Annotated in this window: 19 protein-coding genes and 2 tRNA genes; 1 reads left to right on the top strand and 20 read right to left on the bottom strand. The window is 72.6% G+C overall.

All coding sequences use genetic code 11. The features are described from left to right. Positions 1-51: 51 nt before the first annotated feature. The 7 genes from dnaJ to lepA all read right to left on the bottom strand — a co-directional run bounded on the left by dnaJ (position 52) and on the right by lepA (position 10,475). Entirely contained in the window at positions 52-1,188 is a 1,137-nt protein-coding gene (dnaJ, locus tag IE313_RS30560) for a molecular chaperone DnaJ (RefSeq protein ID WP_189937973.1), read from the bottom strand. After that, positions 1,189-2,205, bottom strand: coding sequence for a heat-inducible transcriptional repressor HrcA (hrcA, locus tag IE313_RS30555; RefSeq protein ID WP_189937971.1), 1,017 nt, complete (start codon positions 2,203-2,205; stop codon positions 1,189-1,191). Between the two features lie 300 nt (positions 2,206-2,505). Beyond that, positions 2,506-3,309: a DUF3097 domain-containing protein gene (locus tag IE313_RS30550; RefSeq protein ID WP_189937968.1), complete on the bottom strand. Its 804-nt coding sequence runs from the start codon at positions 3,307-3,309 to the stop codon at positions 2,506-2,508. A 34-nt stretch (positions 3,310-3,343) separates the two neighbouring features. After that, on the bottom strand, positions 3,344-4,252 hold the full coding sequence (locus tag IE313_RS30545; RefSeq protein WP_189937966.1) for an MBL fold metallo-hydrolase: 909 nt from the start codon (positions 4,250-4,252) through the stop codon (positions 3,344-3,346). Positions 4,253-4,298: 46 nt separating this feature from the next. Continuing rightward, positions 4,299-5,531 carry a radical SAM family heme chaperone HemW gene (hemW, locus tag IE313_RS30540; protein ID WP_189937964.1) on the bottom strand — a complete coding sequence of 411 codons (1,233 nt, stop codon included), beginning with the start codon at positions 5,529-5,531 and terminating at the stop codon, positions 4,299-4,301. Between the two features lie 816 nt (positions 5,532-6,347). Continuing rightward, positions 6,348-8,243: an AMP-dependent synthetase/ligase gene (locus IE313_RS30535; RefSeq protein ID WP_189937963.1), complete on the bottom strand. Its 1,896-nt coding sequence runs from the start codon at positions 8,241-8,243 to the stop codon at positions 6,348-6,350. Between the two features lie 369 nt (positions 8,244-8,612). After that, entirely contained in the window at positions 8,613-10,475 is a 1,863-nt protein-coding gene (gene lepA, locus IE313_RS30530; RefSeq protein WP_189937962.1) for a translation elongation factor 4, read from the bottom strand. 273 nt (positions 10,476-10,748) lie between these two features. On the opposite strand from lepA, the gene rpsT reads away from it, so the two are divergent. Further along, the gene (gene rpsT, locus IE313_RS30525) at positions 10,749-11,015 is read left to right on the top strand and encodes a 30S ribosomal protein S20 (protein WP_189937961.1); all 267 of its coding nucleotides are present in this window, start codon (positions 10,749-10,751) and stop codon (positions 11,013-11,015) included. A 467-nt stretch (positions 11,016-11,482) separates the two neighbouring features. On the opposite strand, the gene holA is transcribed toward rpsT, so the two are convergent. The 13 genes from holA to IE313_RS30460 all read right to left on the bottom strand — a co-directional run bounded on the left by holA (position 11,483) and on the right by IE313_RS30460 (position 25,700). Next, complete coding sequence (gene holA / locus IE313_RS30520; protein ID WP_189937960.1) at positions 11,483-12,493, bottom strand: DNA polymerase III subunit delta; 1,011 nt, start codon at positions 12,491-12,493, stop codon at positions 11,483-11,485. 313 nt (positions 12,494-12,806) lie between these two features. Continuing rightward, positions 12,807-13,052 (bottom strand): hypothetical protein, encoded by a 246-nt coding sequence (locus tag IE313_RS30515; protein WP_189938025.1) that lies wholly within the window; start codon positions 13,050-13,052, stop codon positions 12,807-12,809. Between the two features lie 177 nt (positions 13,053-13,229). Then, a complete protein-coding gene (locus IE313_RS30510; RefSeq protein WP_189937959.1) occupies positions 13,230-14,111 on the bottom strand; it encodes a YceI family protein in 882 nt (293 codons plus the stop codon). Positions 14,112-14,373: 262 nt separating this feature from the next. After that, a complete protein-coding gene (locus IE313_RS30505) occupies positions 14,374-16,836 on the bottom strand; it encodes a ComEC/Rec2 family competence protein (protein WP_229925094.1) in 2,463 nt (820 codons plus the stop codon). Between the two features lie 605 nt (positions 16,837-17,441). Beyond that, positions 17,442-18,740, bottom strand: a complete 1,299-nt coding sequence (locus tag IE313_RS30500; RefSeq protein ID WP_229925093.1) for a ComEA family DNA-binding protein — start codon at positions 18,738-18,740, stop codon at positions 17,442-17,444. Between the two features lie 117 nt (positions 18,741-18,857). After that, on the bottom strand, positions 18,858-19,703 hold the full coding sequence (locus IE313_RS30495) for a DegV family protein (protein WP_189937958.1): 846 nt from the start codon (positions 19,701-19,703) through the stop codon (positions 18,858-18,860). 63 nt (positions 19,704-19,766) lie between these two features. Then, entirely contained in the window at positions 19,767-20,564 is a 798-nt protein-coding gene (locus IE313_RS30490) for an AAA family ATPase (RefSeq protein WP_189937957.1), read from the bottom strand. A gap of 363 nt (positions 20,565-20,927) precedes the next feature. Next, positions 20,928-21,000, bottom strand: a tRNA-Ala gene (locus IE313_RS30485). 128 nt (positions 21,001-21,128) lie between these two features. Then, entirely contained in the window at positions 21,129-21,362 is a 234-nt protein-coding gene (locus tag IE313_RS30480; protein WP_016643127.1) for a hypothetical protein, read from the bottom strand. A 769-nt stretch (positions 21,363-22,131) separates the two neighbouring features. Beyond that, positions 22,132-22,204, bottom strand: a tRNA-Ala gene (locus IE313_RS30475). 96 nt (positions 22,205-22,300) lie between these two features. Next, positions 22,301-22,936 carry a histidine phosphatase family protein gene (locus IE313_RS30470; protein WP_189937955.1) on the bottom strand — a complete coding sequence of 212 codons (636 nt, stop codon included), beginning with the start codon at positions 22,934-22,936 and terminating at the stop codon, positions 22,301-22,303. Next, complete coding sequence (gene rsfS / locus IE313_RS30465) at positions 22,933-23,391, bottom strand: ribosome silencing factor (protein WP_189937953.1); 459 nt, start codon at positions 23,389-23,391, stop codon at positions 22,933-22,935. Before rsfS ends, IE313_RS30470 begins: the two co-directional genes overlap by 4 nt. Positions 23,392-23,762: 371 nt before the next feature. Further along, positions 23,763-25,700: an LCP family protein gene (locus IE313_RS30460; protein WP_189937951.1), complete on the bottom strand. Its 1,938-nt coding sequence runs from the start codon at positions 25,698-25,700 to the stop codon at positions 23,763-23,765. Positions 25,701-25,704: the final 4 nt, after the last annotated feature.

Here is a 25,704-nt window from a genome sequence, read left to right as displayed (position 1 = left end):
AAGTCCGAAACCAGCCTTACGCCCGGCATATGCCTCGGTCACCGATTGACGTCATCGCCCGTTGAACGCGTCCTTCAGACGGGAGAACAGGCCCTGTTGGCCTGGCTGGAACTGACCCGTCGGCCGCTCCTCGCCCCGGAGCTTGGCCAGCTCCCTGAGCAGTCGTTCCTGCTCGGGTTCGAGCTTGGACGGGGTCTGCACCTCGACATGCACGATCAGGTCGCCACGGCCGCCGCCGCGCAGATGCGTGACGCCGCGGCCGTGCAGCGGGATCGACTGGCCGGATTGCGTACCTGGCCGGATATCGACCTCTTCGAGACCGTCCAGGGTCTCCAGCGGCACCTTGGTGCCGAGCGCGCCCGCGGTCATCGGGATGGTGACCGTGCAGTGCAGGTCGTCACCGCGGCGCTGGAAGACCTGGTGCGGCAGCTCGTGGATCTCCACGTAGAGGTCGCCCGCCGGACCGCCGCCGGGGCCGACCTCGCCCTCGCCGGCGAGCTGGATCCGGGTGCCGTTGTCGACACCGGCGGGGATCTTCACGGTGAGGGTGCGGCGCGAACGGATGCGGCCGTCGCCCGCGCACTCCGGGCACGGGGTCGGCACCACGGTGCCGAAGCCCTGGCACTGCGGACAGGGCCTGGAGGTCATGACCTGGCCGAGGAAGGACCGGGTGACCTGCGAGACCTCACCGCGGCCGCGGCACATGTCGCAGGTCTGCGCGGTGGTGCCCGGAGCGGCGCCCTCGCCGTTGCAGGTGGAGCAGACGACGGCCGTGTCGACCTGGATGTCCTTGGTGGTGCCGAAGGCCGCCTCGTCGAGCTCGATCTCCAGCCTTATCATCGCGTCCTGGCCGCGACGGGTACGCGACCTCGGCCCGCGCTGGGACGCGGTCCCGAAGAACGCGTCCATGATGTCCGAGAAGTTCCCGAAGCCGCCCGCGCCGAAGCCGCCTGGCCCGGCGCCGCCGGTCTGGGACAGCGGGTCCCCACCGAGGTCGTAGACCTGCTTCTTCTGCGGGTCCGACAACACCTCGTAGGCGGCGTTGATCTCCTTGAACCGCTCCTGCGTCTTCGGATCGGGATTGACGTCCGGGTGCAGCTCGCGGGCGAGCCGCCGGAACGCCTTCTTGATCTCGTCCTGGGACGCGTCTCGGCGTACGCCTAGTACGGCGTAGTAATCCGTGGCCACTTACGACTCCGCCAGGATCTGTCCGACGTAACGTGCCACTGCGCGTACTGCTCCCATCGTTCCCGGGTAGTCCATGCGGGTCGGTCCGACCACGCCGAGCTTGGCGACTGCCTCGCCGCCCGAACCGTAGCCGACCGAGACCACGGACGTGGAGTTGAGTCCTTCGTGCGCGTTCTCATGACCGATCCGTACCGTCATGCCGGAGTCCGTGGACTCGCCCAGCAGCTTGAGGAGCACGACCTGCTCCTCAAGGGCCTCCAGCACCGGCCGGATGGTCAGGGGGAAGTCATGGCCGAAGCGGGTGAGGTTGGCGGTACCGCCGATCATCAGCCGCTCCTCGGTCTCCTCGACCAGCGTCTCCAGCAGGGTGGACAGCACGGTCTGCACGGTGCCGCGGTCCTCGGCCTCGAAGGCCTCGGGCAGATCCTGCACCAGTTGCGGCACATCCGCGAAACGGCGGCCGCCGACGCGGCTGTTGAGCCGGGCGCGCAGGTCGGCCAGTGAGGTCTCGCCGAACGGCGCCGGACAGTCCACCATACGCTGCTCGACCCGGCCGGTGTCGGTGATCAGCACCAGCATCAGCCGGGCCGGGGCCATCGCAAGCAGCTCGACGTGCCGGACCGTGGAGCGCGTCAGTGAGGGGTACTGCACCACGGCGACCTGCCGGGTGAGCTGCGCCAGCAGCCGGACGGTCCGGGCCACGACGTCGTCGAGGTCGACCGCGCCCTCCAGGAAGTTCTGGATGGCCCGGCGCTCCGGCGCGGTCATCGGCTTGACGCCCGCCAGCTTGTCGACGAAGAGGCGGTAGCCCTTGTCCGTGGGGATGCGGCCGGCGCTGGTGTGCGGCTGGGCGATGTAACCCTCGTCCTCCAGGACGGCCATGTCGTTGCGCACGGTGGCCGGCGAGACGCCCAGCTTGTGACGCTCGGTGAGCGCCTTGGAACCGACCGGCTCCTCCGTGCCCACGTAGTCCTGGACGATGGCGCGCAGCACTTCGAGCCTGCGCTCACTGAGCATCGCGCACCTCCAGTTCCGTCCACCCGGACCCTGCGTCCGGCCTCGCACACACCCGGCCCTGCGTCCGGATCTCCCCGGCACGGGGCCCGGCCCTCCCCGGCCCGGCCGGCGGCCGGCGGCCGGCCACCGGGGACACCCGCCGGCGGGCGCCCACCCTGGCACTCACCACACACGAGTGCCAATTTTCACCCGCCCAGTGTACGGCGCACAGGTGCCGCCGGGGCAAGAGCGCTGGCGGTGGCGCGGGCAACCGCCCGGACGCCCCCGTCCGCCGAGCCGGCACCCCGCCCCGCCGGCCGGCTACGGCGCCGTGACGAAGTCGATCAGCTCCTCGACCCGGCCGAGGAGCGCCGGCTCCAGGTCCTTGTAGCTGTGGACGCACGCCAGGATGCGCTGCCAGGCGGCGCCGGTGTGCTCCGGCCAGCCGAGGGCGCGGCAGACGCCGGTCTTCCAGTCCTGTCCGCGCGGGACGCGGGGCCAGGCGGCGATTCCCACGGAGGACGGTTTCACGGCCTCCCAGACGTCGATGTACGGGTGGCCCACGACCAGGGTGTGCGGGCCGGTCACCGCGGCCGCGATGCGGGACTCCTTGGTGCCGGGCACCAGGTGGTCGACGAGGACGCCGAGGTGGGCGTCCGGCCCGGGGCCGAAGGACTCGACGATCGCCGGGAGGTCGTCCACGCCCTCCAGGTACTCGACCACCACGCCCTCGATGCGCAGGTCGTCGCCCCACACCTTCTCGACCAGCTCGGCGTCGTGCCGGCCCTCCACGTAGATGCGCCCGGCACGCGCCACCCGGGCCCGGGCGCCCGGCACGGCGACGGAGCCGGAGGCGGTGCGGGTCGGGCGCGCGGGGGCGCCCGAGGCCGGGCGGACCAGGGTCACCGGCCTGCCCTCCAGCAGGAAGCCGCGCGGCTGGAGCGGGAAGGCGCGGTGCTTGCCGAAGCGGTCCTCCAACGTGACCGTGCCCGCCTCGCAGCGGATCACCGCCCCGCAGAACCCCGTGCCCGCCTCCTCCACCACGAGCCCGGGCTCCGCGGGCACCTCGGGCGCGGGCTGCTGCTTCTTCCAGGGCGGCGTGAGGTCCGGTGAGTACTGGCGCATTCGGCCGACGATAGAAGAGAGCGGGCGCGGGCGGTCACGACACGCCGAAACGCAGGGCGAGTTGATCGCGCTGGCGCCGGACGAAGCCGGCGTCCACGACGGCGCCGTGGCCCGGTACGTAGAGGGCCTCGGGGCCGCCCAGGGCGAGCAGCCGGTCGAGGGCTCCGGGCCAGCGCCCCGGAACGGCGTCCGGCCCTGCCTGCGGTTCCCCCGACTCCTCCACGAGGTCCCCGCAGAAGACCACGTCCGGCTCGCCGTCGCCGCCCGGGACCAGCACCGCAAGGTCGTGCGCCGTGTGGCCGGGGCCCACGTTCAGCAGCAGGGCCCGCACTCCGCCGCCCAGATCGAGCGCCTGCCGGTCGGTCACGGGGTGCCACGGGGACGCAGGAGCGGGGGCGGGGGCGGACCCGGGGGCGCGGGCGCCGGTACGGGTGTCCGGCGGCCGAGGGCGCGCCGGTGCGGTGGCGGTGGGGCGGCTCGGGTCGGCGGTCCGCCGCACCGCGTCGGGCGCGTCGGGGGCGTCGGGCGCGTGAGCGGTGTCCCGTGCCAGGCGCCCGAGGGCCCCGGCGGCGTCCGCCGCGTCCTGCACGGCGACGCCGTGGCGCACCGCGTCCGCGCGCAGTCCCTCGGTGTCCGCGGCGAGCAGCACGCCGGCACCGGCCGGGCCGTGGAACTGCGCACCCGCGAACGCCGGAGCACCCAGCACGTGGTCGAAGTGCGGGTGGGTGAGCGCGAGATGGGTCACCCGGCGCCCGCCGCCGAGCAGCCGGGCCGCGGCGGCCCGCAGCCGGCCACCCTGCGCCGGCGTGGCGCCCGCGTCGACCAGCAGGGCCCCCTCGTCCCCGGCGACCAGCCCGGACGTGCAGTCCCACACCGGCAGCCGGCAGCGCCCGACCCGTGCCGTCAGCCCCTCCCAGCCCGCGTCCTGCCAAGCGATGCGCATACGTCCGCCTTCCGCGCCCGGCCCGGGTCCCCGACCCACCGGCTCCTCAGTCCACCAGGTCCCGGACCACCGCGTCGGCCAGCAGCCGGCCCCGCAGGGTGAGCACGGCCCGGCCCTCGGCGTGGGGGCCCGCCTCAAGGAGCCCCTCGGCGACGGCACGGCGGGCCGCCGCGGCTCCCTGCGCCCGCAGCAGCGACAGCGGGCAGCCGTCCGTGAGCCGCAGTTCGAGCAGGATCCGCTCGACCCGCCGGTCCTCCGCCGCCAGCACCTCCCGCCCCGCGCCCGGCGACCGCCCGGCCGCCAGCCGTGCCGCGTACGCGCCCGGATGCCTGGCGTTCCACCACCGCACCCCGCCGACGTGGCTGTGCGCCCCCGGCCCGGCACCCCACCAGTCCGCTCCTCGCCAGTACAGCTCGTTGTGCAGGCAGCGCCCCGCGGGAGAGGTCGCCCAGTTCGACACCTCGTACCAGGCGAAGCCCGCCGCGGAGAGCATCTCCTCGGCGATCAGATAGCGGTCCGCGTGCTCGTCGTCGTCCGTCATCGGTATCTCGCCGCGCCGGATCCGCCGCGCCAGTCCCGTGCCCTCCTCGACGATCAGCGCGTACGCCGACACGTGGTCGGGCCCGGCGCCGATCGCCGCGTCCAGTGAGGCGCGCCAGTCGTCGTCGGACTCGCCCGGCGTTCCGTAGATCAGATCGAGATTCACGTGTGCGAACCCGGCGGCCCGTGCCTCCGCCACGCACTGTTCGGGGCGGCCCGGGGTGTGCGTGCGGTCCAGCACGTCCAGCACGTGCCGGCGCGCGCTCTGCATGCCGAAGGAGATCCGGTTGAAGCCTCCGGCCCGCAGCCGGGCCAGATAGGCGGGGCCGACGGACTCCGGGTTGGCCTCGGTGGTGACCTCCGCGTCGTCCTCGAGCCCGAACTCGGAGCGGATCGTGTCCAGCATCCGCACCAGGTCGTCCGCGGGAAGCAGGGTCGGGGTGCCGCCGCCGACGAAGACGGTGCGCACCCGGCGCGGGTCCTCACCGAGGACCTTGCGGGCCAGGCGGACCTCGTCGGCCAGCGTGGCCGCGTAGTTCTCCCGGGAGGCGAGCACACCGCCGGTGCCGCGCAGCTCGGTCGCGGTGTAGGTGTTGAAGTCGCAGTAGCCGCAGCGGGCGGCGCAGTACGGCACGTGCAGATAGAACCCGAGGGGGCGGTCGGCGGCACCGTCGAGGGCGGACGCGGGCAGCGCCCCGTCATCGGGCACGGGCTCGCCGTCGGGCGGTACGGAAGGCATACGGACCATTCTCCCGTATGCCGCTGTGCCGCTGTGCGGCCATGCGGCCATGCGGCCATGCGGCCATGCGGCCATGCGGCCATGCGGCCATGCGGCCATGCCGAGGATGCTTCCGGGGCGCTGCCCGGTTCCCGCCGGGCCTGCCGTTGTCCGCTTCCGGTGCGCCGTCGGTCTGCGGGGCCGCTCGGGATGGGCGCCCCGCGGCCGAGGACGGCTCGCCACCGGCGAGGCCCCGTGCCCTGGAAGGGGCGCGGGGAAGCGCGCGAGCGACCACGACGCACCCGCGCACGGCCACCGGCCCACCGTGGCACACCCGGCCCAGACCACTCACCGGCCGCAGGGCGGCACAGCGGCAGAACCGGTCAGCCGCACAGCGGCACAGCGGCGCACCCCGCACCCCGCACCCCGCACCCCGCACCCCGCACCCCGCACCCCGCACCCCGCACCCCGCACCCCGCCGGGAACGCCCCGAAGACCCACCGGGGTGCGGCGGAGACCCCGAAAGGGACCCGGAGACGCAACGACCCCGAAAGGGACCTTGAAACGCACCGGGCACCCGCCGGAGGCGGACCAGGGCCCCGGACACGGACCAGGCTTCGGAGACGGGCCAGACCCCAGACACGGGCCAGACCCCGGAGACGAACGGTGAACGCACCCAGGGGTGAACCAGGGCCCGGAGAGGGGCCAGGGCGAAGGCTCCGGACCTCGGCCGGGGCCAGGGGCCGGGAGAGCCAGGACCCGGGTAAGCCAGGACCCGGGAGAGCGGAGGGCGGGGGCGGACGGGGCCGGGGCCCCGAAGGCGCGCCCCGCCGCGGATCAGGCCTCGCGGGCCCCCGCGTACATCTCGTCGATCAGATGCCGGTACTCCCGCTCCACCACGGGCCGCTTCAGCTTCAGGCTGGGCGTCAGCTCACCGTGCTCGATGTCCAGGTCACGCGGCAGCAGCCGGAACTTGCGGATGGCCTGCCAGCGCTGGAGCCCCTCGTTGAGCCGCTGGACGTAGCCGTCGACGAGGGCGACCGTGGCGGGCGCCGCCACCACCTCGGCGTACGACTTGCCGGCCAGGCCGTGCTCCTTCGCCCAGTCCATGATCGAGGGTTCGTCGAGTGCGATCAGCGCGGTGCAGAAGTTCCGGTCGGCACCGTGCACCAGGATGTTCGAGACGAACGGGCAGACCGCCTTGAACTGGCCCTCGGCCTCGGCCGGGGCGATGTACTTGCCGCCGGAGGTCTTGATCAGGTCCTTCTTGCGGTCCGTGATCCGCAGATAGCCGTCTGCCGAGAGCTCGCCGATGTCGCCGGTGTGGAACCAGCCGTCGGCCTCCAGCACCTCGGCCGTCTTGTCCGGCAGGCCGTGGTAGCCCTGCATGATGCCGGGCCCGCGGAGCAGGACCTCGCCGTCCTCGGCGATGCGGACCTCGGTGCCCGGCAGCGGCTTGCCGACGGTGCCGGTGCGGTACGCCTCGCCCGGGTTGACGAAGGACGCCGCCGACGACTCCGTGAGTCCGTAGCCCTCCAGGATGTGCACTCCGGCGCCGGCGAAGAAGTAGCCGATGTCGGGCGCGAGCGCCGCCGAACCCGAGACACAGGCCCGCATCCGCCCGCCGAAGGCCTCGCGCAGCTTGCTGTAGACGAGGGCGTCGGCGATCTTGTGCTTGGCGCCCAGGCCCAGGGGCGCGGAGGCCCTGCCGGTGCGGCGGTAGGTGTCCTGGGTGACCTTCGCGTACTCGCGGGCCACTCCCGCGGCCCACTGGAAGATCTTGTACTTGGCTGCCCCGCCGGCCCGGGCCTTGGCCGCGACGCCGTTGTAGACCTTCTCGAAGATGCGCGGCACGGCGGCCATGTAGGTGGGCTGCACCACCGGAAGGTTCTCGATGATCTTGTCGACCCGGCCGTCGACTGCGGTGACGTGCCCGACCTCCACCTGGCCGCTGGTGAGCACCTTGCCGAAGACGTGCGCGAGCGGCAGCCACAGGTACTGCACGTCGTCCGGGTAGATGAGGCCGGTGGCGGCAATGGCCTTGGCCATGTACGACCAGCAGTCGTGCGGCAGCCGCACACCCTTGGGGCGGCCGGTGGTGCCGGACGTGTAGATCAGGGTGGCGAGCTGGTCGGCGGTGATCGCGGAGACCCGCTCCCTGATGAGGTCGGGGTCCTTCTCCAGGCGGGCGGCACCGCGCGCCTGGAGCTCGTCGAGAGTGATGACCCAGCCGTCGGGCTCGTCCGCGGGGGCCGCGTCCCTCACGCCGCGGGGGTCGATCACGACCACGTGCGCGAGCCCGGGCAGGTCGGTGCGCCGCTGACGCGCCTTGGCCAGTTGTTCGACGTCCTCCGCGATGAGCACCCTGCTGCCGGAGTCGGCGAGGATGAACGCGGACTCGTCGGCGTTGGTCTGCGGGTAGACGGTGGTGGTGGCCGCTCCCGCGCACAGGATGCCGAGGTCCGTGAGGACCCACTCGATCCGTGTGGTCGAAGCGAGCGCGACCCGCTCCTCGGGCCCGACGCCGAGTTCTATGAGGCCCGCGGCGATGGCGGTGACCCGATCGGCCGCCTGCGCCCAGCTCAGCGACTTCCAGTCGTCGGGCCCCGCGCCCGAGGCGGGCGGGACCGGATACCGGTAGGCCTCCTTGTCGGGCGTGGCCGCCACGCGCTCCAGGAAGACAGTCGCCACCGACGGCGGACGGTTCTCGATCAGGGTCTGTGTGTCGCTCACGACTTCCTCCGGGCCCGCGACAGCGTGGCTCTTTGCCAGGTGGCCGACTGCCCGCGGCTTGGCTGCTTGTTTAACTCACGAGTAACTGTCGAGCGTGATCAGAGTAGAGGGCAGCCGGGCCACGCGTAAGAGGCCATGACGCGTCTCTTTACACGGCGCTCCGTCTCTTCGCAGAGAGTCCCGCTTTTGCGCACACACCGGATGGGACGGCTGTGCTAGCGGACCGCCGCGAGAACGCCCGAGACCCGGCGCACGGGGCGCGCCGGGTCTCGGGGACGACCGGCACGCGCGGGCCCCGCACACACGGGCGCGCCGATGCCGGTCCGGTGGCCGCGGCCCGCCCGGGAAGCCCTGGGCGAGCCGAGGCGCCTACTTCTTCTTGCCTCCGTCGTCGCTGGAGAGCACCGCGATGAACGCCTCCTGGGGCACCTCGACGGCGCCCACCATCTTCATCCGCTTCTTCCCCTCCTTCTGCTTCTCCAGCAGCTTCCGCTTGCGGGAGATGTCACCGCCGTAGCACTTGGCGAGGACGTCCTTGCGGATGGCCCGGATGGTCTCCCGGGCGATCACCCGGGAGCCGATCGCGGCCTGCACGGGCACCTCGAAGTTCTGCCGCGGGATGAGCTCCTTGAGCTTGGCGACCAGCCGCACCCCGTACGCGTACGCCTGGTCCCTGTGGGTGATCGCCGAGAAAGCGTCCACCTTGTCGCCGTGCAGCAGGATGTCGACCTTGACGAGCTGCGCACTCTGCTCGCCGGTGGGCTCGTAGTCGAGCGAGGCGTACCCGCGGGTCTTGGACTTCAGTTGGTCGAAGAAGTCGAAGACGATCTCGGCGAGCGGCAGGGTGTAGCGGATCTCCACACGGTCCTCGGAGAGGTAGTCCATGCCGAGCAGCACGCCCCGCCGGGTCTGGCAGAGCTCCATGATCGCGCCGATGAACTCGCTCGGCGCGAGGATCGTGGCCCGCACCACGGGCTCGTGCACCTCTGCGAGCTTTCCTTCCGGAAACTCACTCGGATTGGTGACCGTGTGCTCCGCCCCGTCCTCCATGACGACGCGGTAGACCACGTTCGGCGCGGTGGCGATCAGGTCGAGGCCGAACTCGCGTTCCAGCCGCTCGCGCACCACGTCGAGGTGGAGCAGTCCGAGGAAGCCGACGCGGAAGCCGAAGCCGAGCGCGGCGGAGGTCTCCGGCTCGTAGACCAGCGCGGCGTCGTTGAGCTGGAGCTTGTCCAGGGCCTCGCGCAGCTCCGGATAGTCCGAGCCGTCCAGCGGATACAGACCGGAGAAGACCATCGGCCTGGGGTCCTTGTACCCGCCGAGCGGCTCCTGCGCGCCCTTGGACTGGGCGGTGATGGTGTCACCGACCTTGGACTGCCGGACGTCCTTCACACCGGTGATCAGATAGCCCACCTCGCCGACGCCGAGGCCGTCGGCGGGCAGCATCTCCGGCGAGTTGGTGCCGATCTCCAGCAGTTCGTGGGTGGCGCCGGTGGACATCATCCGGATCCGCTCGCGCTTGTTCAGCTGGCCGTCGACGACACGTACGTACGTCACCACGCCGCGGTAGGAGTCGTAGACCGAGTCGAAGATCATGGCGCGGGCGGGGGCGTCGGGGACGCCGACCGGCGGGGGGATCTCGGCGACCACCTTGTCGAGCAGCGCCTCCACTCCGAGGCCGGTCTTCGCCGAGACCTTGAGGACCTCGTCCGGCTCGCAGCCGACGAGGTTCGCCAGTTCCTCGGAGAACTTCTCCGGCTGGGCGGCCGGCAGGTCGATCTTGTTGAGGACCGGGATGATGGTGAGGTCGTTCTCCATCGCCAGGTAGAGGTTGGCGAGGGTCTGGGCCTCGATGCCCTGGGCGGCGTCGACGAGCAGGATCGTGCCCTCGCAGGCGGCGAGGGAACGGGACACCTCGTAGGTGAAGTCCACGTGTCCCGGAGTGTCGATCATGTTCAGGATGTGGGTCCTGCCCTGGTCGGGGCCCTCGACGGGGGCCCAGGGCAGCCGGACGGCCTGGGACTTGATCGTGATCCCGCGCTCGCGCTCGATGTCCATCCGGTCGAGGTACTGGGCGCGCATCTGCCGCTGGTCGACCACTCCGGTGAGCTGGAGCATCCGGTCGGCAAGCGTGGACTTGCCGTGGTCGATGTGCGCGATGATGCAGAAGTTGCGGATCCGAGCCGGGTCGGTACGGCTCGGCTCAGGCACATGGTCAGTGGTCGCGGGCACGCAGGGTCCTGTCTCCTGAGGCTTCTCAAGCCTCTGATGAGTTCGAGGGCAGATCGATACGCAGCTCCCATCGTCCCACGGGCCGGGCACTGCGACCGGTTTGGGCCGCTTGGGCGCCGGCTGCTAGCCTGGACCGCTGTGTCTTCGGACCCTCCCCCGGGGTCCCGGGCCCTCTGCGGAGCGGCGCGGTACGCAAAGCCGGGGCGACCGACCGACGGGACACGTGAAAGATCCATCTTCTGTAGCTGAACTCGATCCTGAAAAGGCTCCTTCGTGGCGAACATCAAGTCCCAGATCAAGCGGATCAAGACCAACGAGAAGGCCCGGCAGCGGAACAAGGCCGTCAAGTCCTCCCTGAAGACCGCGATCCGCCGCACCCGTGAGGCAGTCGCCGCGGGTGACGTCGAGAAGGCGACGGCCGCCTCGCGCGACGCCGCGCGCAAGCTGGACAAGGCTGTCTCGAAGGGCGTCATCCACAAGAACCAGGCCGCCAACAAGAAGTCGGCCCTGGCGTCGAAGGTCGCGTCCCTCAAGGGCTGAGCCGCCCAGACGGGCGGCCCGGTGACCGACCCCGGCCGTGGCTCCGGCCCGGCCGTCCGATCGCCTAGCCGATCATCAGGTCATCCGTACGTCTGACCGCCGGCCGGGACCCAGAGCGGGCCCTCTCTCCTCCGCTCCCCACCGGCATCCCGGGCTCCGCACTCGTCCGCGTTCGCCACGACGCTGCGGCGGGGTCCTCGCAGCAGTCCCAGGAACCCCTTTCCGCCCCTTCCCCAGGGGCCGGGAGGGGGTTCCTGGCGTCAGTGGCGGGGTTCGGTCGTCGTCCTGTGCTCCCGCACGCTTCCGTCTACCGCTTCGACCGCTTCGACCGCTTCCCGAGTGCCGCCGACGCCGGGAGCGGACCGGCCACCCGACCCGGGAGCGGACCACCCACCGGCCCGGGAGCGGACCGGCCACCGACGAGGGCAGCGGACACCGGCCGTCCGACCCGGGCTCCGACCGAACCGCTAACGCCGGGAGCGGGCCGCTCTGGCAATGGCGACTACCGCCTTCTCCAGCGCGTACTCCGGGTCGTCCCCGCCGCCCTTCACTCCCGCGTCCGCCTCCGCCACGGCGCGTAGTGCCACCGAGACGCCCTCCGGTGTCCAGCCCCGCATCTGCTGGCGGACACGGTCGATCTTCCACGGCGGCATGCCCAGCTCCCGGGCAAGATCCGCGGGCCTTCCGCCCCGGGCCGCGGACAGCTTCCCGATGGCCCGCACGCCCTGGGCCAGGGCGCTGGTGATCAGCACCGGCGCGACGCCGGTCGACAGCGACCAGCGCAGTGCCTCCAGTGCCTCCGCCGCGCGCCCCTCAACGGCGCGGTCGGCCACCGTGAAGCTCGACGCCTCGGCCCGGCCCGTGTAGTACCGCCCGACGACCGCCTCGTCGATGGTGCCGGCCACGTCCGCCGTCAGCTGCGCCACGGCGGAGGCCAGCTCGCGCAGGTCGCTGCCGATCGCGTCGACCAGCGTCTGACACGCCTCGGGCGTCGCGGACCTGCCAAGCGCCCGGAACTCACCCCGCACGAACGCCAGCCGGTCGGCCGGCTTGGTCATCTTGGGGCAGGCGACCTCACGCGCCCCCGCCTTGCGCGCGGCGTCGAGCAGCGCCTTGCCCTTGGCGGCGCCCGCGTGCAGCAGTACGAGTGTGATCTCCGGCACGGGCGCCGCCAGATACGCCTTGACGTCCTTGATCGTGTCCGCGGACAGATCCTGCGCCTGGCGAACGACGACGACCTTCCGCTCGGCGAACAGCGAGGGGCTCGTCAGCTCGGCCAACGTGCCCGGGGCCAACTGGTCCGGGGCGAGGTCCCGTACGTCCGTGTCCGGGTCGGCGGCCCGCGCCGCCGCGACCACCTGCTGTACGGCACGGTCGAGCAGCAGCTCCTCCTGCCCCACGGCGACGGTGACCGGCGCCAGCGGGTCGGAGGTGTCGGACCTGCGGGTTCCTGCGGTGCGTTCGCTGTTCCTGGCCATCGCCGCCAAGCATCCCACGCGGCACTGACAAGCTCCGCCGACAGTCCGCGCTGACCGGCCCCGCTGACAGTCCGCGCTGGCAGCAGGTCCCGTGCCCGGCGCTGCCCACCCTGCCGGGCCGACCCGACGCCCCGCAGCCGGCCCCACCCTCGGGAGCCGATCGCGTCCTCCGCAGCCGATCGCGTCCTGCGGTCGGGCGGGCCCGCCCATGCCCCGGCCGCGCGGACGGGCGGGTGCGGCCCGGCCGGCGCGGGGCACCGGAGCGACGCGGCCCAAGCGAGAGGGCCGAGCGGCACGGCCGGAGCCAGGCGTCTCAGGGCTCCTCGCGCCAGCCGTCCCACTCGGCCGCGAACTCGTCCAGCTCCCGGGGGTCGAGCTGCTCCTCGGCATCCTCGACGACCAGGAGCCACTGGACGTCCTCGGCATCGTCCTCACCGGCGAGGGCGTCCCGCTTCAACTGCGGTTCCTCCACGAGGCCGAACCGCTCACCCAGCGCCTCGGCCGCCTCCTCCGCGGCGTCACGGTCGGGCAGCACCAGCACATGCCTGACCTCGCTCACAACGTCGCTCAGCTCTTCCACGAACCCCACACCAGTCGCATCACACACACCGCTTGTCTCACCACGGCATTCTCCCGGCATCCGGTCGGCACCGACGACCCGGGTGGGGGGCTCCAGAGGCCCCGGCGCGAAAGCCGGTGCACATGTCGCGGTGGAGAACGGGGCACCGGCCGCGGGTCACCACTTGGGCACGATCTGAACGTCCAGGTCCACCGTGACGCTCGGGCCGACGGCCGCGACGCCACGGGCCAGCATCCTCTGCCAACTGAGCGTGAAGTCGTCGCGGTGGAGTTCGGCCGTGGCATGGCAGGCCGCCCTGGGCTCGCCCTCCACGCCGCTGCCCAGGCCCTGGTACTCGGTGTCGAGCGTGACCGTACGGGTGACGCCGTGCAGGGACAGTGCGCCGGTGATGGCCCAATGACTGCCGCCCTTGTGCACAAAGCGGTCGCTGTAGAACTCCAGCGTCGGGAAGCGCCGCACATCGAGGAAATCGGCGGACCGCAGGTGGTTGTCGCGCACCGCGACATTGGTGTCGATCGAGGAGGCGTCGATCACCACGTGCATCGCGGAGTGCTCGATGGGGTCGGCTATCCGTATCGCACCAGCAAAGGTGTTGAACCGGCCGCGAATGCGTGCGAAGCCGATGCGGCTCGCGGTGAAACCGATCGAGGTGTGGGCCGGCTCGATCTCCCAGTCGCCCGGCAGGGGCAGCGCGGGAGGCGTGGAGATCTGCAGGGTGAGGTCACCGAGCGAGGCGAGGCCGCTCTCGGGGACGGTCGCGGTCGCACGGTAGGGCGCATAGCCCTCCGCGGAGACCGCCAGGCGGTACTCGCCGGCCGGGACGGTGGCCACGAACGAACCGTACGGGTCCGTACTCCCTGCGACGACCGTACGACCCAGGGTGTCGCTGACCGCCAACTCGGCATGCCGCACGGGCTCGCTGACGGGGTCGAGCACCCGGCAGCTCAGCACCCCCGCGTCAGGCGGCGTCGGAAGGGCCGAGAGGATCCCTTTTCCCGGCCCGCGGTTCGTGTACTTGCCCTGCCTGCGGCCGAACATGTTGCGAACACCCCAGTGCGATGTGAGAACTCGTCAGGACTTGTGAACGTGCAGTTGTGGACACCCTATCCGGCAATCAACTTTTGCGAAGATACCTTCCATCGCTCCTGCGGAGACCGAGGCAGGGCAGGTCCGCACCCTGGAAATCAGGCACTTATGCTGATTTTTGCGCCTTATGGTTCGAATTGGCTGGATGATTTTTCATAGCGATCAAGACTTTCCACCCTTGTCGCCTGTCGGCGGTGCGGTTTCCTGCCCCGCCTCACCAGCGCGGGGCGGACGACTCGGCTACTCTCATCCCGCTCGACGCCGTCCCGACGACCGCCAGGGAGCCGTCCGCGTCGGTCCGCAGCACCCTGGCGCCACCCGCCCGCAGGAGTGCGACCGTGCGCGGCGAGGGGTGGCCGTAGGGGTTGTCAGCCCCGCACGAGATCAGCGCCAGCCGAGGTGACGCCCGCCGCAGGAGCTGCGGGTCCTGATACGCCGAACCATGATGGGCCACCTTCAGCACGTCCACATGCGCAACGCCCGTGCCCGCCGGGCTCCGCAGCAGGGTCTGCTGCGCCGGCGGCTCCAGATCGCCCAGCAGCAGCAACCGCAGCCCGCCGGTGCGCACCAGCAGCGCGACGCTCGCGTCATTGGGACCGTCGGACTCCGGCAACGGCCCCGACGGTGGCCACAGCACCTGCCACTCCAGCGCCCCCGCCCGCCGCCGCTCCCCCGCCACGGCCCGTGTCACCGGGATGTGCCGGGCCGCCGCGGCAGTCCTGACCAGCTCCGCCTCGCCTCTCGGCTCCTGCAGCCCGGTGGTCTCGATCGCTCCGACCTCCCGCCCGTGCAGAACACCCGGCAGCCCCGCCACATGGTCGGCGTGGAAGTGGGTGAGCAGCACCAGCGGGACACGGGTGACGCCCAGTCTGCGCAGGCAGTGGTCGACACGCACCGGGTCGGGCCCCGCATCGACCACCACGCCCGTGCCGTCACCCGCCGCGAGCACACCGGCGTCGCCCTGTCCCACATCGCACATCACGAACCGCCACCCGGGCGGCGGCCAGCCGGTCAGCACCCGCGGCAGCGGTCTCGGCTGCAGGACGAACAGCAGCAGGACGCAGACACAGGCCAGGCACACCCAGGGGTGTCTGATCAGCCTCCGGCCCGCCCCGGCCACCACCACGATCACGACAAGGAACAGCAGTCCGCCGCGCCAGCCCCCGGGCCAGTCGACGGTGCCGCCCGGCAGGTCCGCGCCGGTCCGGGCGATACCGGCCAGCCAGCGCGCAGGCCAGCCGGCACACCAGGCAAGGGCCCTGGCGAGCGGCATGGCCGCCGGTGCCGCCGCCAGGGCACCGAAGCCCAGCACCGTGGCGGGGGCCACCGCGAACTCCGCCAGCAGATTGCACGGCACGGCGACCAGGCTCACCCGTGAGGCCAGCACCACCAGCACCGGTGCGCACACCACCTCGGCGGCGGCAGCGGCCGCCAACGCCTCCGCCACACGCGGCGGAACACCTCGCTCCCGCAGTGCGCTCCTCCACCGGGGGGCCACCGTGAGCAGGGCCCCTGTCGCCAGCACGGAGAGCAGGAAGCCATAGCTCCGTGACAGCCACGGGTCGTACAGCACAAGCAGCAGCACCACCGCCGCCAGCGCCGGAACCAGCGATCTGCGCCGGCCCGTGGCGAGGGCGAGGAGTGCGATCCCGCCGCACGCCGCGGCCCTCAGCACACTGGGTTCGGGCCTGCACACCATCACGAACGCCAGGGCCAGCGCCCCGCCGAGCAGTGCCGTGCCACGCAGGCCGATGCCCAGTCGGGGCGCCAGCCCACGACGCTCGGCGCGGTGCGCGAGGCCGGGTGGTCCGATCAGCAGGGTCAGCAGGATCGTGAAGTTGGCGCCGCTGACCGCGAGGACATGGGTCAGCCCGGTGGCGTCGAATGCCTCGTCCAGATCTGGCGGGACCCTTGAGGTGTCCCCGACCACCAGTCCGGGCAGCAGCGCACGGGCGTCGGGCGCCAGGTCCCGGGTCGCCGTACGCAGCCCGGCACGGAGCCTGCCGGCGAGTTCCTGCGGGCCCGAAGGCCCCTGGACCACTTTCGGCGCCACGCCCCGGCCGACCCGGACCACGGCGGCGACACGGTCACCGCCGGACAGGGGCGGCGCCAGGCGCGCCCGGACCCGCACCCGGGTACTGGGCAGCAGGTCCGACCAGGAGGTGTGGGCCGCCCGCGACCGCGTACCGGGCGGGCCCGCACCGGAGCGGTCCGGATCGGTGCGGGCCGATGGCTCCGGGTGGTGCGGGCCGGGCAGGGCGGATCCCGACGCGTCGGGCCTGACTGCGCTCCCGGTGGACACCGCCCCCTCCGCGGTCCCGGTGGGCCCCGTCCCGGACGTCTCCCCGGTCCGTCCCGTCGCGGTTGCCGCCTCCTCGTCTCCCCTCGCGGATGCGTCGGCGATCACCAGGACCGGGGACCGGGTGATGCGGGTCGCGCCGTCCGTGGTCGTGACCCGAACGGCCCTGGCGTCGAGGATGACCGCCGTCGGTGCCATATGGTCTCCGGTCACCCGCGGGCGGGTCCTGCGCGCATCCGAGGTGACCTCCAGGTCGAGGGTGGCAAAGGCGTAGCGGCGGGCCAGGTCCGGGACGGGGCCGCGCCGCAGATCGGCGCCGTGCAGGGCCGCCGACGCGGCGGAGGCGGCGACGCAGAGCAGGGTCGCCGTCGCGGACACCCGCACCCATGGTCGCCGTCCCGTGCCCCGCGGCGCTGTATGCCGGGTCCTTGCCAGTACGGCGAGGGCCGCCGCAAGAGCGGTGGACACCGCCAGGACCGCGAGGACGCGGTTCGGTGCTGCGTGCAGCGTCAGCGCAGCCGTGGCCCAGGCCGCCAGGGCCGGCGGGACCAGCCGCAGGTCTGCGGGGCCCTCCTGGCGGGGGTGGGAGGCGCCGAGCCGGTTGGGGGCGTCGCGGTGGACCGCGGGCCGGGTCCCCGGGTCTCCCGGACCGTCCGGATGTCCCGGATCCCCGGGATCCCCCGCCGGATCAGGGGGGCGCGGCCTGCCGCCCCCGGCCGGCTCGGCGGAGGGACCGGGTGCCGGTGTCCCGACGGTGGCGGCACCCGGTGTGGGGGCGGCCCGGGTGCCTGCCGTCGGGCGGTCTCCGGGCAGCGCATCGGCAGGGACCCACGGGCCGGGGCCGGTCACCGGTGCGGACGAGGTCGTCCCGAGGGAGCGGGCGACCGCATCGGAACCGCTAGCCGCATCGGAGCAGGCGATCACGTCGGAGCCGGCAGCCGTGTCCACGCCCGGGGGGTCGCCACCGGTTGTCGTCCGGGTGCTCATAGCCGTACGAGATCCCGGAGATCGGCGAAGCGGCGGTCGCCGATGCCGTTGACTTCGTGGAGTTCGTCGACGGAGCGGAAGGCGCCGTGCCGGGTGCGGTAGTCGATGATGTGCTGGGCCAGGACCGGGCCGACGCCGGGGAGCGTGTCGAGTTGCTCAGGGGTGGCGGTGTTCAGGCTGACCGGGCCCGCGGGCGCGGCGGCACCCGTGCCGCCGCTCGACGTCGCCTGCGCGCCGGCAGAACCGGCACCCGCACCCGTCACCGGTCCGGCGGCCTGCCCCTGCCGACCGACGACCACCTGCTCGCCGTCGGCCAGGAGGCGGGCGCGGTTGAGGCCGTCGGTGTCGGCACCCGGGCGGACTCCGCCGGCCGCTTCCAGTGCGTCGGCGACCCGTGAACCCGCGGGCAGCCGCTGGAGCCCCGGCCTGCGTACCTTGCCGCTCACATCGACGACGATCGTGTTCCCCGCGCCGGCGGCGGGACTCGCGGCGCCCGATGCGGCCGGTGCCTGACCGGGCGGCCCCTGGTGTGGCTCCGGCGGCGCCGCCCTGACCACATCCGGGGCCTTGACCGGCTGGGTGCGGCCGGTCCAGAAGTGCTGCACGGCGAAGGCGGCAGCGGCGACCAGCACCACCACGAGGGCGATCACACTGCGCACTTCCAGACCGCAGCGCGCCTGCAGGGCCTGCATCCAGAGCGGCATGCGGTCCCGCACGGCAGCGGACGCCCGCGTACACCGCGCCCGCCACGAGCCGCCCGCGCCGTCAGCCCGCACGCCGGCCGTCGCGGGCACGGCGCCGAGCGGCCTTCCCGTCATGGCCTCGGGGGTCGCGGAAGCCACGGTGGGCGCCCCTCCTGTGTCCGCCCCGGCAGGGACCGTGCCGCCCGGGCCGGCCCCGCCCTGGTGCACCGTCTCCAGGTGCACCGCCCCCGGGCGGCCCGTCTCCGAGCGCACCGTCTCCGGGTCCGACCAGCGCTCGACCGGGTGGGGATCGACCAGGTGGGCATCGACCGGGTCCTTTTCGATGCACGGCGGTGCCGGTGGGTGCTGGGCGGGCACCCGTGGCTCGGTCGCCGATGGACCCTGCGGCTCGGGGGGCGCCCCGAGGACGGCGGCCGTGCGTAGGAGCAGGGACTCCCTCATGGCCTGGCGGCGGCGCGCTCGGGCGCCGCACGGGCGGAACCCGGGGCGGCTCGCCCGGGGCCTGCGGACGCGGCCGTCGGAGGCGGGCACGCGGCCGGGGCCGCTGGTGGCGGTGGATGTGCTGCGTACGGAGAGTGAGCGAATTCCCATGCACGAGACGTTAAGCAGCACCGCTGAGCCCCGTGGATCTTGCTCGATTCCCGTGGATTACTGGGCAGTTGTGGAAAACTCCGTCACCTGGACGTGTGACGCCCGGGGCCTCGGGCCTCAGCGCGGTGAGACCACGGCCCCGAGCAGACCCGGCCCCGTGTGCGCCCCGATGACCGCGCCGACCTCGCTCACGTGCAGGTCGGCCAGACCGGGAACGCGGTCCCGCAGCCGGTCGGCGAGGACCGCCGCCCGCTCGGGCGCGGCGAGGTGGTGCACGGCGATGTCGACCTCGGCGGCGCCCGCCCGCTCCGCGACGATCTCCTCCAGCCGGGCGATGGCCCTGGATGCCGTCCGTACCTTCTCCAACAGCTCGATGCGGCCGGCGTCGAGCTGGAGCAGGGGTTTCACGGCGAGCGCGGAGCCCAGCAGGGCCTGCGCCGCGCCGATCCGTCCACCTCGACGCAGATAGTCGAGCGTGTCGACATAGAAATATGTAGCTGTACTCGCCGCCCGCTTCTCCGCCGCGGTGACCGCGTCGTCGACGGTGCCGTCCGCCTCCGCGGTCTCCGCCGCCGCCAGGGCGCAGAAGCCGAGGGCCATCGCGACCATGCCGGTGTCCACGACCCGTACCGGGACGGGCGCCTCACGGGCCGCGAGGACCGCGGCGTCGTAGGTTCCGGAGAATTCGGCGGACAGGTGCAGCGAGACGATGCCCTTCGCGCCCGCCTGCGCCACCTTGCGGTAGGTCTCGGCGAAGACGGCGGGGCTGGGCCTGGAGGTGGTCACCGGTCGCCGTTTCTGCAAGGCCTCGGCGAGTGAGCGCGCCGAGATCTCGGTGCCCTCCTCCAGCGCCCGGTTGCCGAGGACGACGGTCAGCGGCACGGAGGTGATGCCGTGCCGCTCCACCATCCGCTGCGGCAGGTAGGCCGTGGAATCGGTGACGATGGCGACATGGCGGGACATGAGCTGGAGATTACCCGCAGGCGACGCCGGTCGGCAGCCCGGCCCCGGCCGACTGTGTGCAGGTCATGTGGTGTTCTCGGGGCGGGGCTTCTTCTGCCAGGAGTACGTGGGCCGGCGGACCGGAGGGGCGATCTCGGGAGGGGCGGGCTGCTGCGCGCCCGCTTGCCGTGCTCCGGAGGAGGAGTCGGGCCAGGTCTGCTCCGCTCCCGTGGCGTCCTGCGCCGGGGGCTCGGGCCAGGCGGACGGCACGCGGCCGGGCCCGGGCCCCTGCGCTTGCGGTGCCGGGCCCGGGTCGCGCCGCCCCGGGGCCTGGGGCGCGTGCGTCCAGTGCCGTAGGGCTCCTGCCTCCATGTCGATCTGTGCGCTCAGGCTGTCCAGGTCGTCGTCGGCGAAGCGGTGCGCGCGCTCGCGGGCCGCCCAGCGCAGGGAGTCAGCGGACTCCGTGATCTGCTGGGTGCGTTTGCGCAGGTCGGGGAGGCGGGTGGCCAGGGTGGCCCGGTCCGGCTCCCGCTCGAGGCGCTTCAGCTCGGCGTCCAGCTCGTGTCCATGGGAGCTGAGCCGCTCGAAGAGGCCGAGGGACTCCTTCAGCGACGCGTCCTCGGCCGCCTTGGCGTGCAGGGCGTCCTGGGTGGCGCGCATCGTGGTCCGCAGCCGCAGGCGCAGTTGGGCCAGCTCACCGGCCGGACCCGGCTGCGCGTACGACTTCGCCCGCAGGGCGGAGTCCTCGACCGAGCGCCGGGCCTGCGTGATGGTGCGGTCCACGCTGCGCTTGGCGGCGCCCACCACCTTGACGGTCAGGTAGGCGCCGAAGACCACGAAGAGCACGATCACCAGCGCCACGACGGCGAACACGGTCTCCATGACGCTCCTTCGGTGCTGACGGTCCTGCGACTGCCCGGCGGACCGGTCGATCCGGCGCCGTGCCGACTCCCGCTCCTCCACCGTAAACGGAAAACGTCGACCGGGGGTTCCGCCGGATCCCCCGATCTGACCGCGGGGACTCCCCTGGCACACCTCGCGGTCACCCCTGGCACCGCGTGTCCCGGCACGCACGACGCTCCCGTCGGCGCTGCCCCGTGACGACTCCTGAGCGCACCACCGCCGCACCCAGAACCGCGCCCGCCGAACCGGACCGGACCGCCGCGCCACAGCGCGGAGCCGGGCACAACGACGACGAGGGCGACCTGCCCCGCTTACCGCGGAAACAGATCGCCCTCGTACCCGTGGAGCTAAGGAGAATTGAACTCCTGACCTCCTGCATGCCATGCAGGCGCTCTACCAACTGAGCTATAGCCCCGAGTGGCCGCCGCCCGGTTGCCCGGCGGCTGCGCCAACACTACACGGTCCTCCCGGTGGATCACCAAATCGATTCGGATCACCGCATCCCCTGCGGCCTGCGGCCACCGGCAAGCCCTCACAGGGGCGTCATGCGGTGGCAAAGGAGTAGAACCGCTTGAGCGTGCAGTGCTCGTCCAGGAGCCGGCCGTAGATCGGCTCGCCCTCCAGTTCCCGGTACGTCTCGATCGGGTCGCCCTTTATGATCAGCGCCCGTGCGCACTCCTCGCACCAGTACTGGTAGTCGGGGTTGACCGGTTCCATGTCGCGGACGATCGGCGTACCGCTGCCGCACCAATCGCACTTCCGCCTGTGTGCACCCATCCGTCAGCTCCAGCTATGGCCGCAGGCCGTGCACACGTAGGAGATCCCGCCGTTGTCCCCCAGCATCTGGGCGACGTGGGAGGAGCCGCAGGACGGACAGGTGAGGCGGGTCTTGAGGAGGGGGCCGAAGGACGGCGCGCCCGGAGAGCCGCCGCCGGGACAACCACCGTGGAGGGGCCGGGCGAGGGGGGCTTGGGGGGAAGTGGTCCGGTCTCGTCTCATCACCGCTTCGAGGAGGCGGTCGGCCTCCCCGAGGATGCGCGCAGGCATCACTTCTCCCTCCCGTCGGGCGTCCCCTACCGGCCGTTTGATTCTGCCACGGAGGGGGCGAGGGGGTCATCGACGCAGGCGTACCAGTCCGGACACGACGCCGAGGACGGCGGAGCCGGGCAGCGACCACGCGCACAACCGCCCGGGCGGCACGTACACGAGCCGGGCGGCACCCAATCGCACACCAGCCGGGCGGCGCCCACGCGCACACCCCGAGAGCGTCCGCGAAGAGATGCCCCCATGGGATGCAGGCGGGTGCCCGCGAGGCGGGTGCGCGGTGGGGCGGAGTGGGCGGTACAGAAAGAGGTGCGCGGAAGGCGGCGGCCCGGGCACGGAGCCCGGCCGAGCCAAGGCCATGCCTGGACAGTTGCAGGACAGGACGACGGTACCGACCATCCGTCGTCGTCCGGTCAGCCGTACACGACCACCGTCTCACGCAGAACAATGACAAAGGCGATCCGCTCCCGCTCACCGCGGAAACAGATCGCCCTCGTACCCGTGGAGCTAAGGAGAATTGAACTCCTGACCTCCTGCATGCCATGCAGGCGCTCTACCAACTGAGCTATAGCCCCTTGTGTTCGTTCCGCTCCGTGCGGCGAACAGTCAGAACTTTAGCCTGCGAGCTGCCGGAATGTGAAATCCGGGCCTTCGCGGGGCCCGGCCCCGGCTCAGTCGTCGTCGCCGAGCACGGGCTCGGGCAGGGTGCCCGCGTTGTGCTCCAGCAGCCGCCAGCCGCGTGCACCCTCGCCGAGGACGGACCAGCAGCAGTTGGAGAGCCCGCCGAGGCTCTCCCAGTACCGGGGTTCGAGGCCGAGCAGGCGCCCGATGGTGGTGCGGATGGTGCCCCCGTGGCTGACCACCACGAGCGTGCCGCCCTCCGGCAGCTTCTCCGCGTGGCGCAGCACGACGGGCGCGGCGCGGTCGGCGACCTCGGTCTCCAGCTCGCCACCGCCCCTGCGCACCGGCTCGCCGCGCTTCCACGCCGCGTACTGGTCGCCGTACGACGCGATGATCTCCTCGTGCGTCAGGCCCTGCCAGACACCCGCGTACGTCTCGCGCAGGGCATCGTCGTAGGTGACGTCGAGATCCGTGATCCGGGCCAGCTCGGCGGCCGTGTGGACCGCCCTGCTGAGGTCGGAGGCGAGGATCGCGTGCGGCCGCAGGGAGGCGAGCAGCCGGGCGGCGCGGCGGGCCTGGCCGCGGCCGGCCTCGGTGAGCTCGATGTCGGTGGTGCCCTGGAAGCGGCGCTCCACGTTCCAGGCCGTCTGGCCGTGCCGCCACAGGATGACGCGGCGGCCGCTCACCGCAGCTCCCCGCCGAGCTCGCGCAGCTCCTCCGCCTCCTCGGCCGCCCGCTCGCGCTGCGCGTGCTCCTCGCTCTTGCCGCGGGTGGCCTTCGCGTCGGCGGGCAGCTCGATCTCCGGGCAGTCCTTCCAGAGCCGCTCCAGTGCGTAGAAGACGCGCTCCTCGCGGTGCTGCACGTGCACGACGATGTCGACGTAGTCGAGCAGCACCCAGCGGGCCTCGCGGTCGCCCTCCCGGCGCACCGGCTTCGCTCCCAGCTCCTTGTTCAGCCGCTCCTCGACCTCGTCGACGATCGATTTGACCTGGCGGTCGTTCGGCGCCGAGGCGAGCAGGAAGGCGTCCGTGATCGCCAGCACGTCGCTGACGTCGTACGCGATGATGTCGTGCGCGAGCTTGTCGGCGGCGGCCTGCGCGGCAGCGGAGATGAGCTCGAGGGAGCGGTCCGTGGCGGTCACTACACAGCTTTCGGTCGGGAAAAGGGCGGAAAGACGCCGCCGGGCAGCGGGACACCCCCGCGGCCGGCGGTGCGTCGGCGGTCAGTACGTCCCAGGGTCTCACGGACCACCGTGCGGCCCTCAAACGATTACCGCACGCTGTCGCCGCGGCCTGGGGGGAGGGCCTCCTCGGCCCTCCCCCCAGGAGGACGGCGGACGGCCTGGGCCGCCCCTCCCGGATCCGGGTCGGGCTTCCCCCTCCCGGGCCGGGGAGGGGGAAGCCCGAGGAGGCGCCATGGGCCCGGGCCCGGGAGGGGCTACGCGTGCCAGAAGGGGCCAGGGGCCCGGGCGAGGCCGTGCGGGCCCAGGAGGGGCGGCGGGCCAGGAAGCGGCTACGGCGAAGCCGTCTCCTTCTGGTAGTCGTAGTCCCGGCCCAGGGCCACCGACACGTCGGCGTTCGCCGGCACGTCGCCCTTCCTGACGGCGCTCGCGGGCAGGCCGAGGGTCTTGGCGACCTCGGACGCGTCCTGCTTCTTCGCCGTGTCGGAGTAGGTGACCTGGGACGACGCCTGCGGGGCGGTGTTCTGTCCGCTGTCGATGAAGGTGTAGCCACCGTTGACCAGGGCGACCCGTGCGGACTCGGTCGCCGCCTTGGCGCCGGTGGCGTTCCTGACGCCGACCCGGACCGCCGCGCCCTTCTCGGGGGCCTTGACGGTGCCGCCGAGCACGTTCTTGACGACGCTGTCGGTGGCCCGCTCGCTGACGGTGCCGTCCTGCTGGACCGGCAGCAGCATGGTCTTGTAGTCGCCGCCCTTGGCGTGGTCGGCGAGTTTGGCGAGGAAGGCGCCGAGGTCCTTGTCGGTCAGCGAGGGGTCCAGGATCTGGGCCAGGGTCTGCACGGTGACCGTCGCGGACCCCGGGTCGGACGACATCTTCCGCAGCACGCCCAACAAGACCTGTCCGAAGCGGTTGAGCTGGGCGGTCTCCGGTTCGCCTGGGGCGCGGTAGGTGGCGTAGGCGACGGCCATCGGGCCACTGAGGGTCTGGTTCTCACCTTTTTTCACCAGTGGCCCGGTATCGCCCTTCTTGTTCTTCTTGGCGTCGGGGTCGGGCACATCCGTGTCGGTGCTGACCTCGATGTTGCCGACCAGCTCGACGAGGTTGTTGAGGTACGGGGTGTCCAGCCGCCAGGTGCCCTCGATCCGGGTGCCCAGCAGGGTGTCGACGGACTCACGGGTGCCGCTGGAACCGTCGTCGTCGACGGACTTGCCCAGGGTGGTGGCGGTGCCGTCCTCGTCGGTCAGGGCCAGCGAGTTGGGCAGCAGGATGGTGGTGCCGCGCCCGGTGGTGGTGTTGTTGACGAGCAGCGCCGTGGAGGTGCCGCCCTTCTTCGTGTTGTGCAGGTGGACGACGATCACGTCGCGGTTCTGGGGCCCGCTCGCCTGGGCGGACCCCTCGGTGCCGTCCGCCGACAGGCCGGGCAGCTTGCCCGCGTACCAGAGGTAGCCGACGCCGCCGGCGACGACCAGCGCGAGGACGACGACCAGCGCGACGACGCGGCTGCGGGCCCGTCGCCGGGCCTCCTCGCGCCGCTCCGTGCGGCTCTCAGTGAACTTCAGCCAGTCGATGACGTCCTCGGAGTCCTCGTCGGGCTCCTCGACGAACGAGAACTGCTCGGTCCCGTACTCGCCGCCGGGCGGCGCCCCGTCCCCCGGACCGCTGTCGGGACCGCGCTCCCGCGGCGGCTGCGAAGGCCGCTGCTGCGGCCCGGTGTCCGCCGCGGCTCCATAGGGGTCGTAGGCGTCGTAGGAGTCCTGGGAGGGTGTCAGGGGCTGTCTGCCGGTCCCGTACGGGTCCTGGGGCGGGACCGGCGGGACTATCGGCTGACCGCCGGTTGCCTGCGGGTCGAACGGCGGCACGGCCTGCTGCTGGCCCGTCCCGTACGGGTCGTACGGGGGTGCGCTCCGCTGGTCCGCGCCGTAGCGGTCCTGCGGAGGCACGGGCTGCTGCTGGCCCGTGCCGTACGGGTCGTGCTGCGGGACGGCAGGCTGGTGGCCCGTCCCGTAGGGATCCTGCCCGTACGGATCGTACGGCTGCCCGCCGGACTGCCCGCCGGTGCCGTACGGGTCCTGCGGGTCGTACGGCGCCGCGGCCTGCTGCTGACCGGTGCCGTAGGGGTCGTCGTACCCGTACGACGGGTCACCGTGCGGTTGCCGGGCGTCCTGGGAGGACTGCTGGGGCGGCACCTGCCGGTACACGGGCTGACCGTACGCGTCGTAGCCGATGAGCTCGTACGGGTCGCCCGCGTACCCGTCGTGTCGCTCGTTCACAGGT

Origin of the sequence: Streptomyces sulfonofaciens (assembly GCF_014656295.1) — a bacterium.
Taxonomy (GTDB): Bacteria; Actinomycetota; Actinomycetes; order Streptomycetales; family Streptomycetaceae; genus Streptomyces; species Streptomyces sulfonofaciens.
This window is presented reverse-complemented; position numbering and strand designations above follow the sequence as displayed.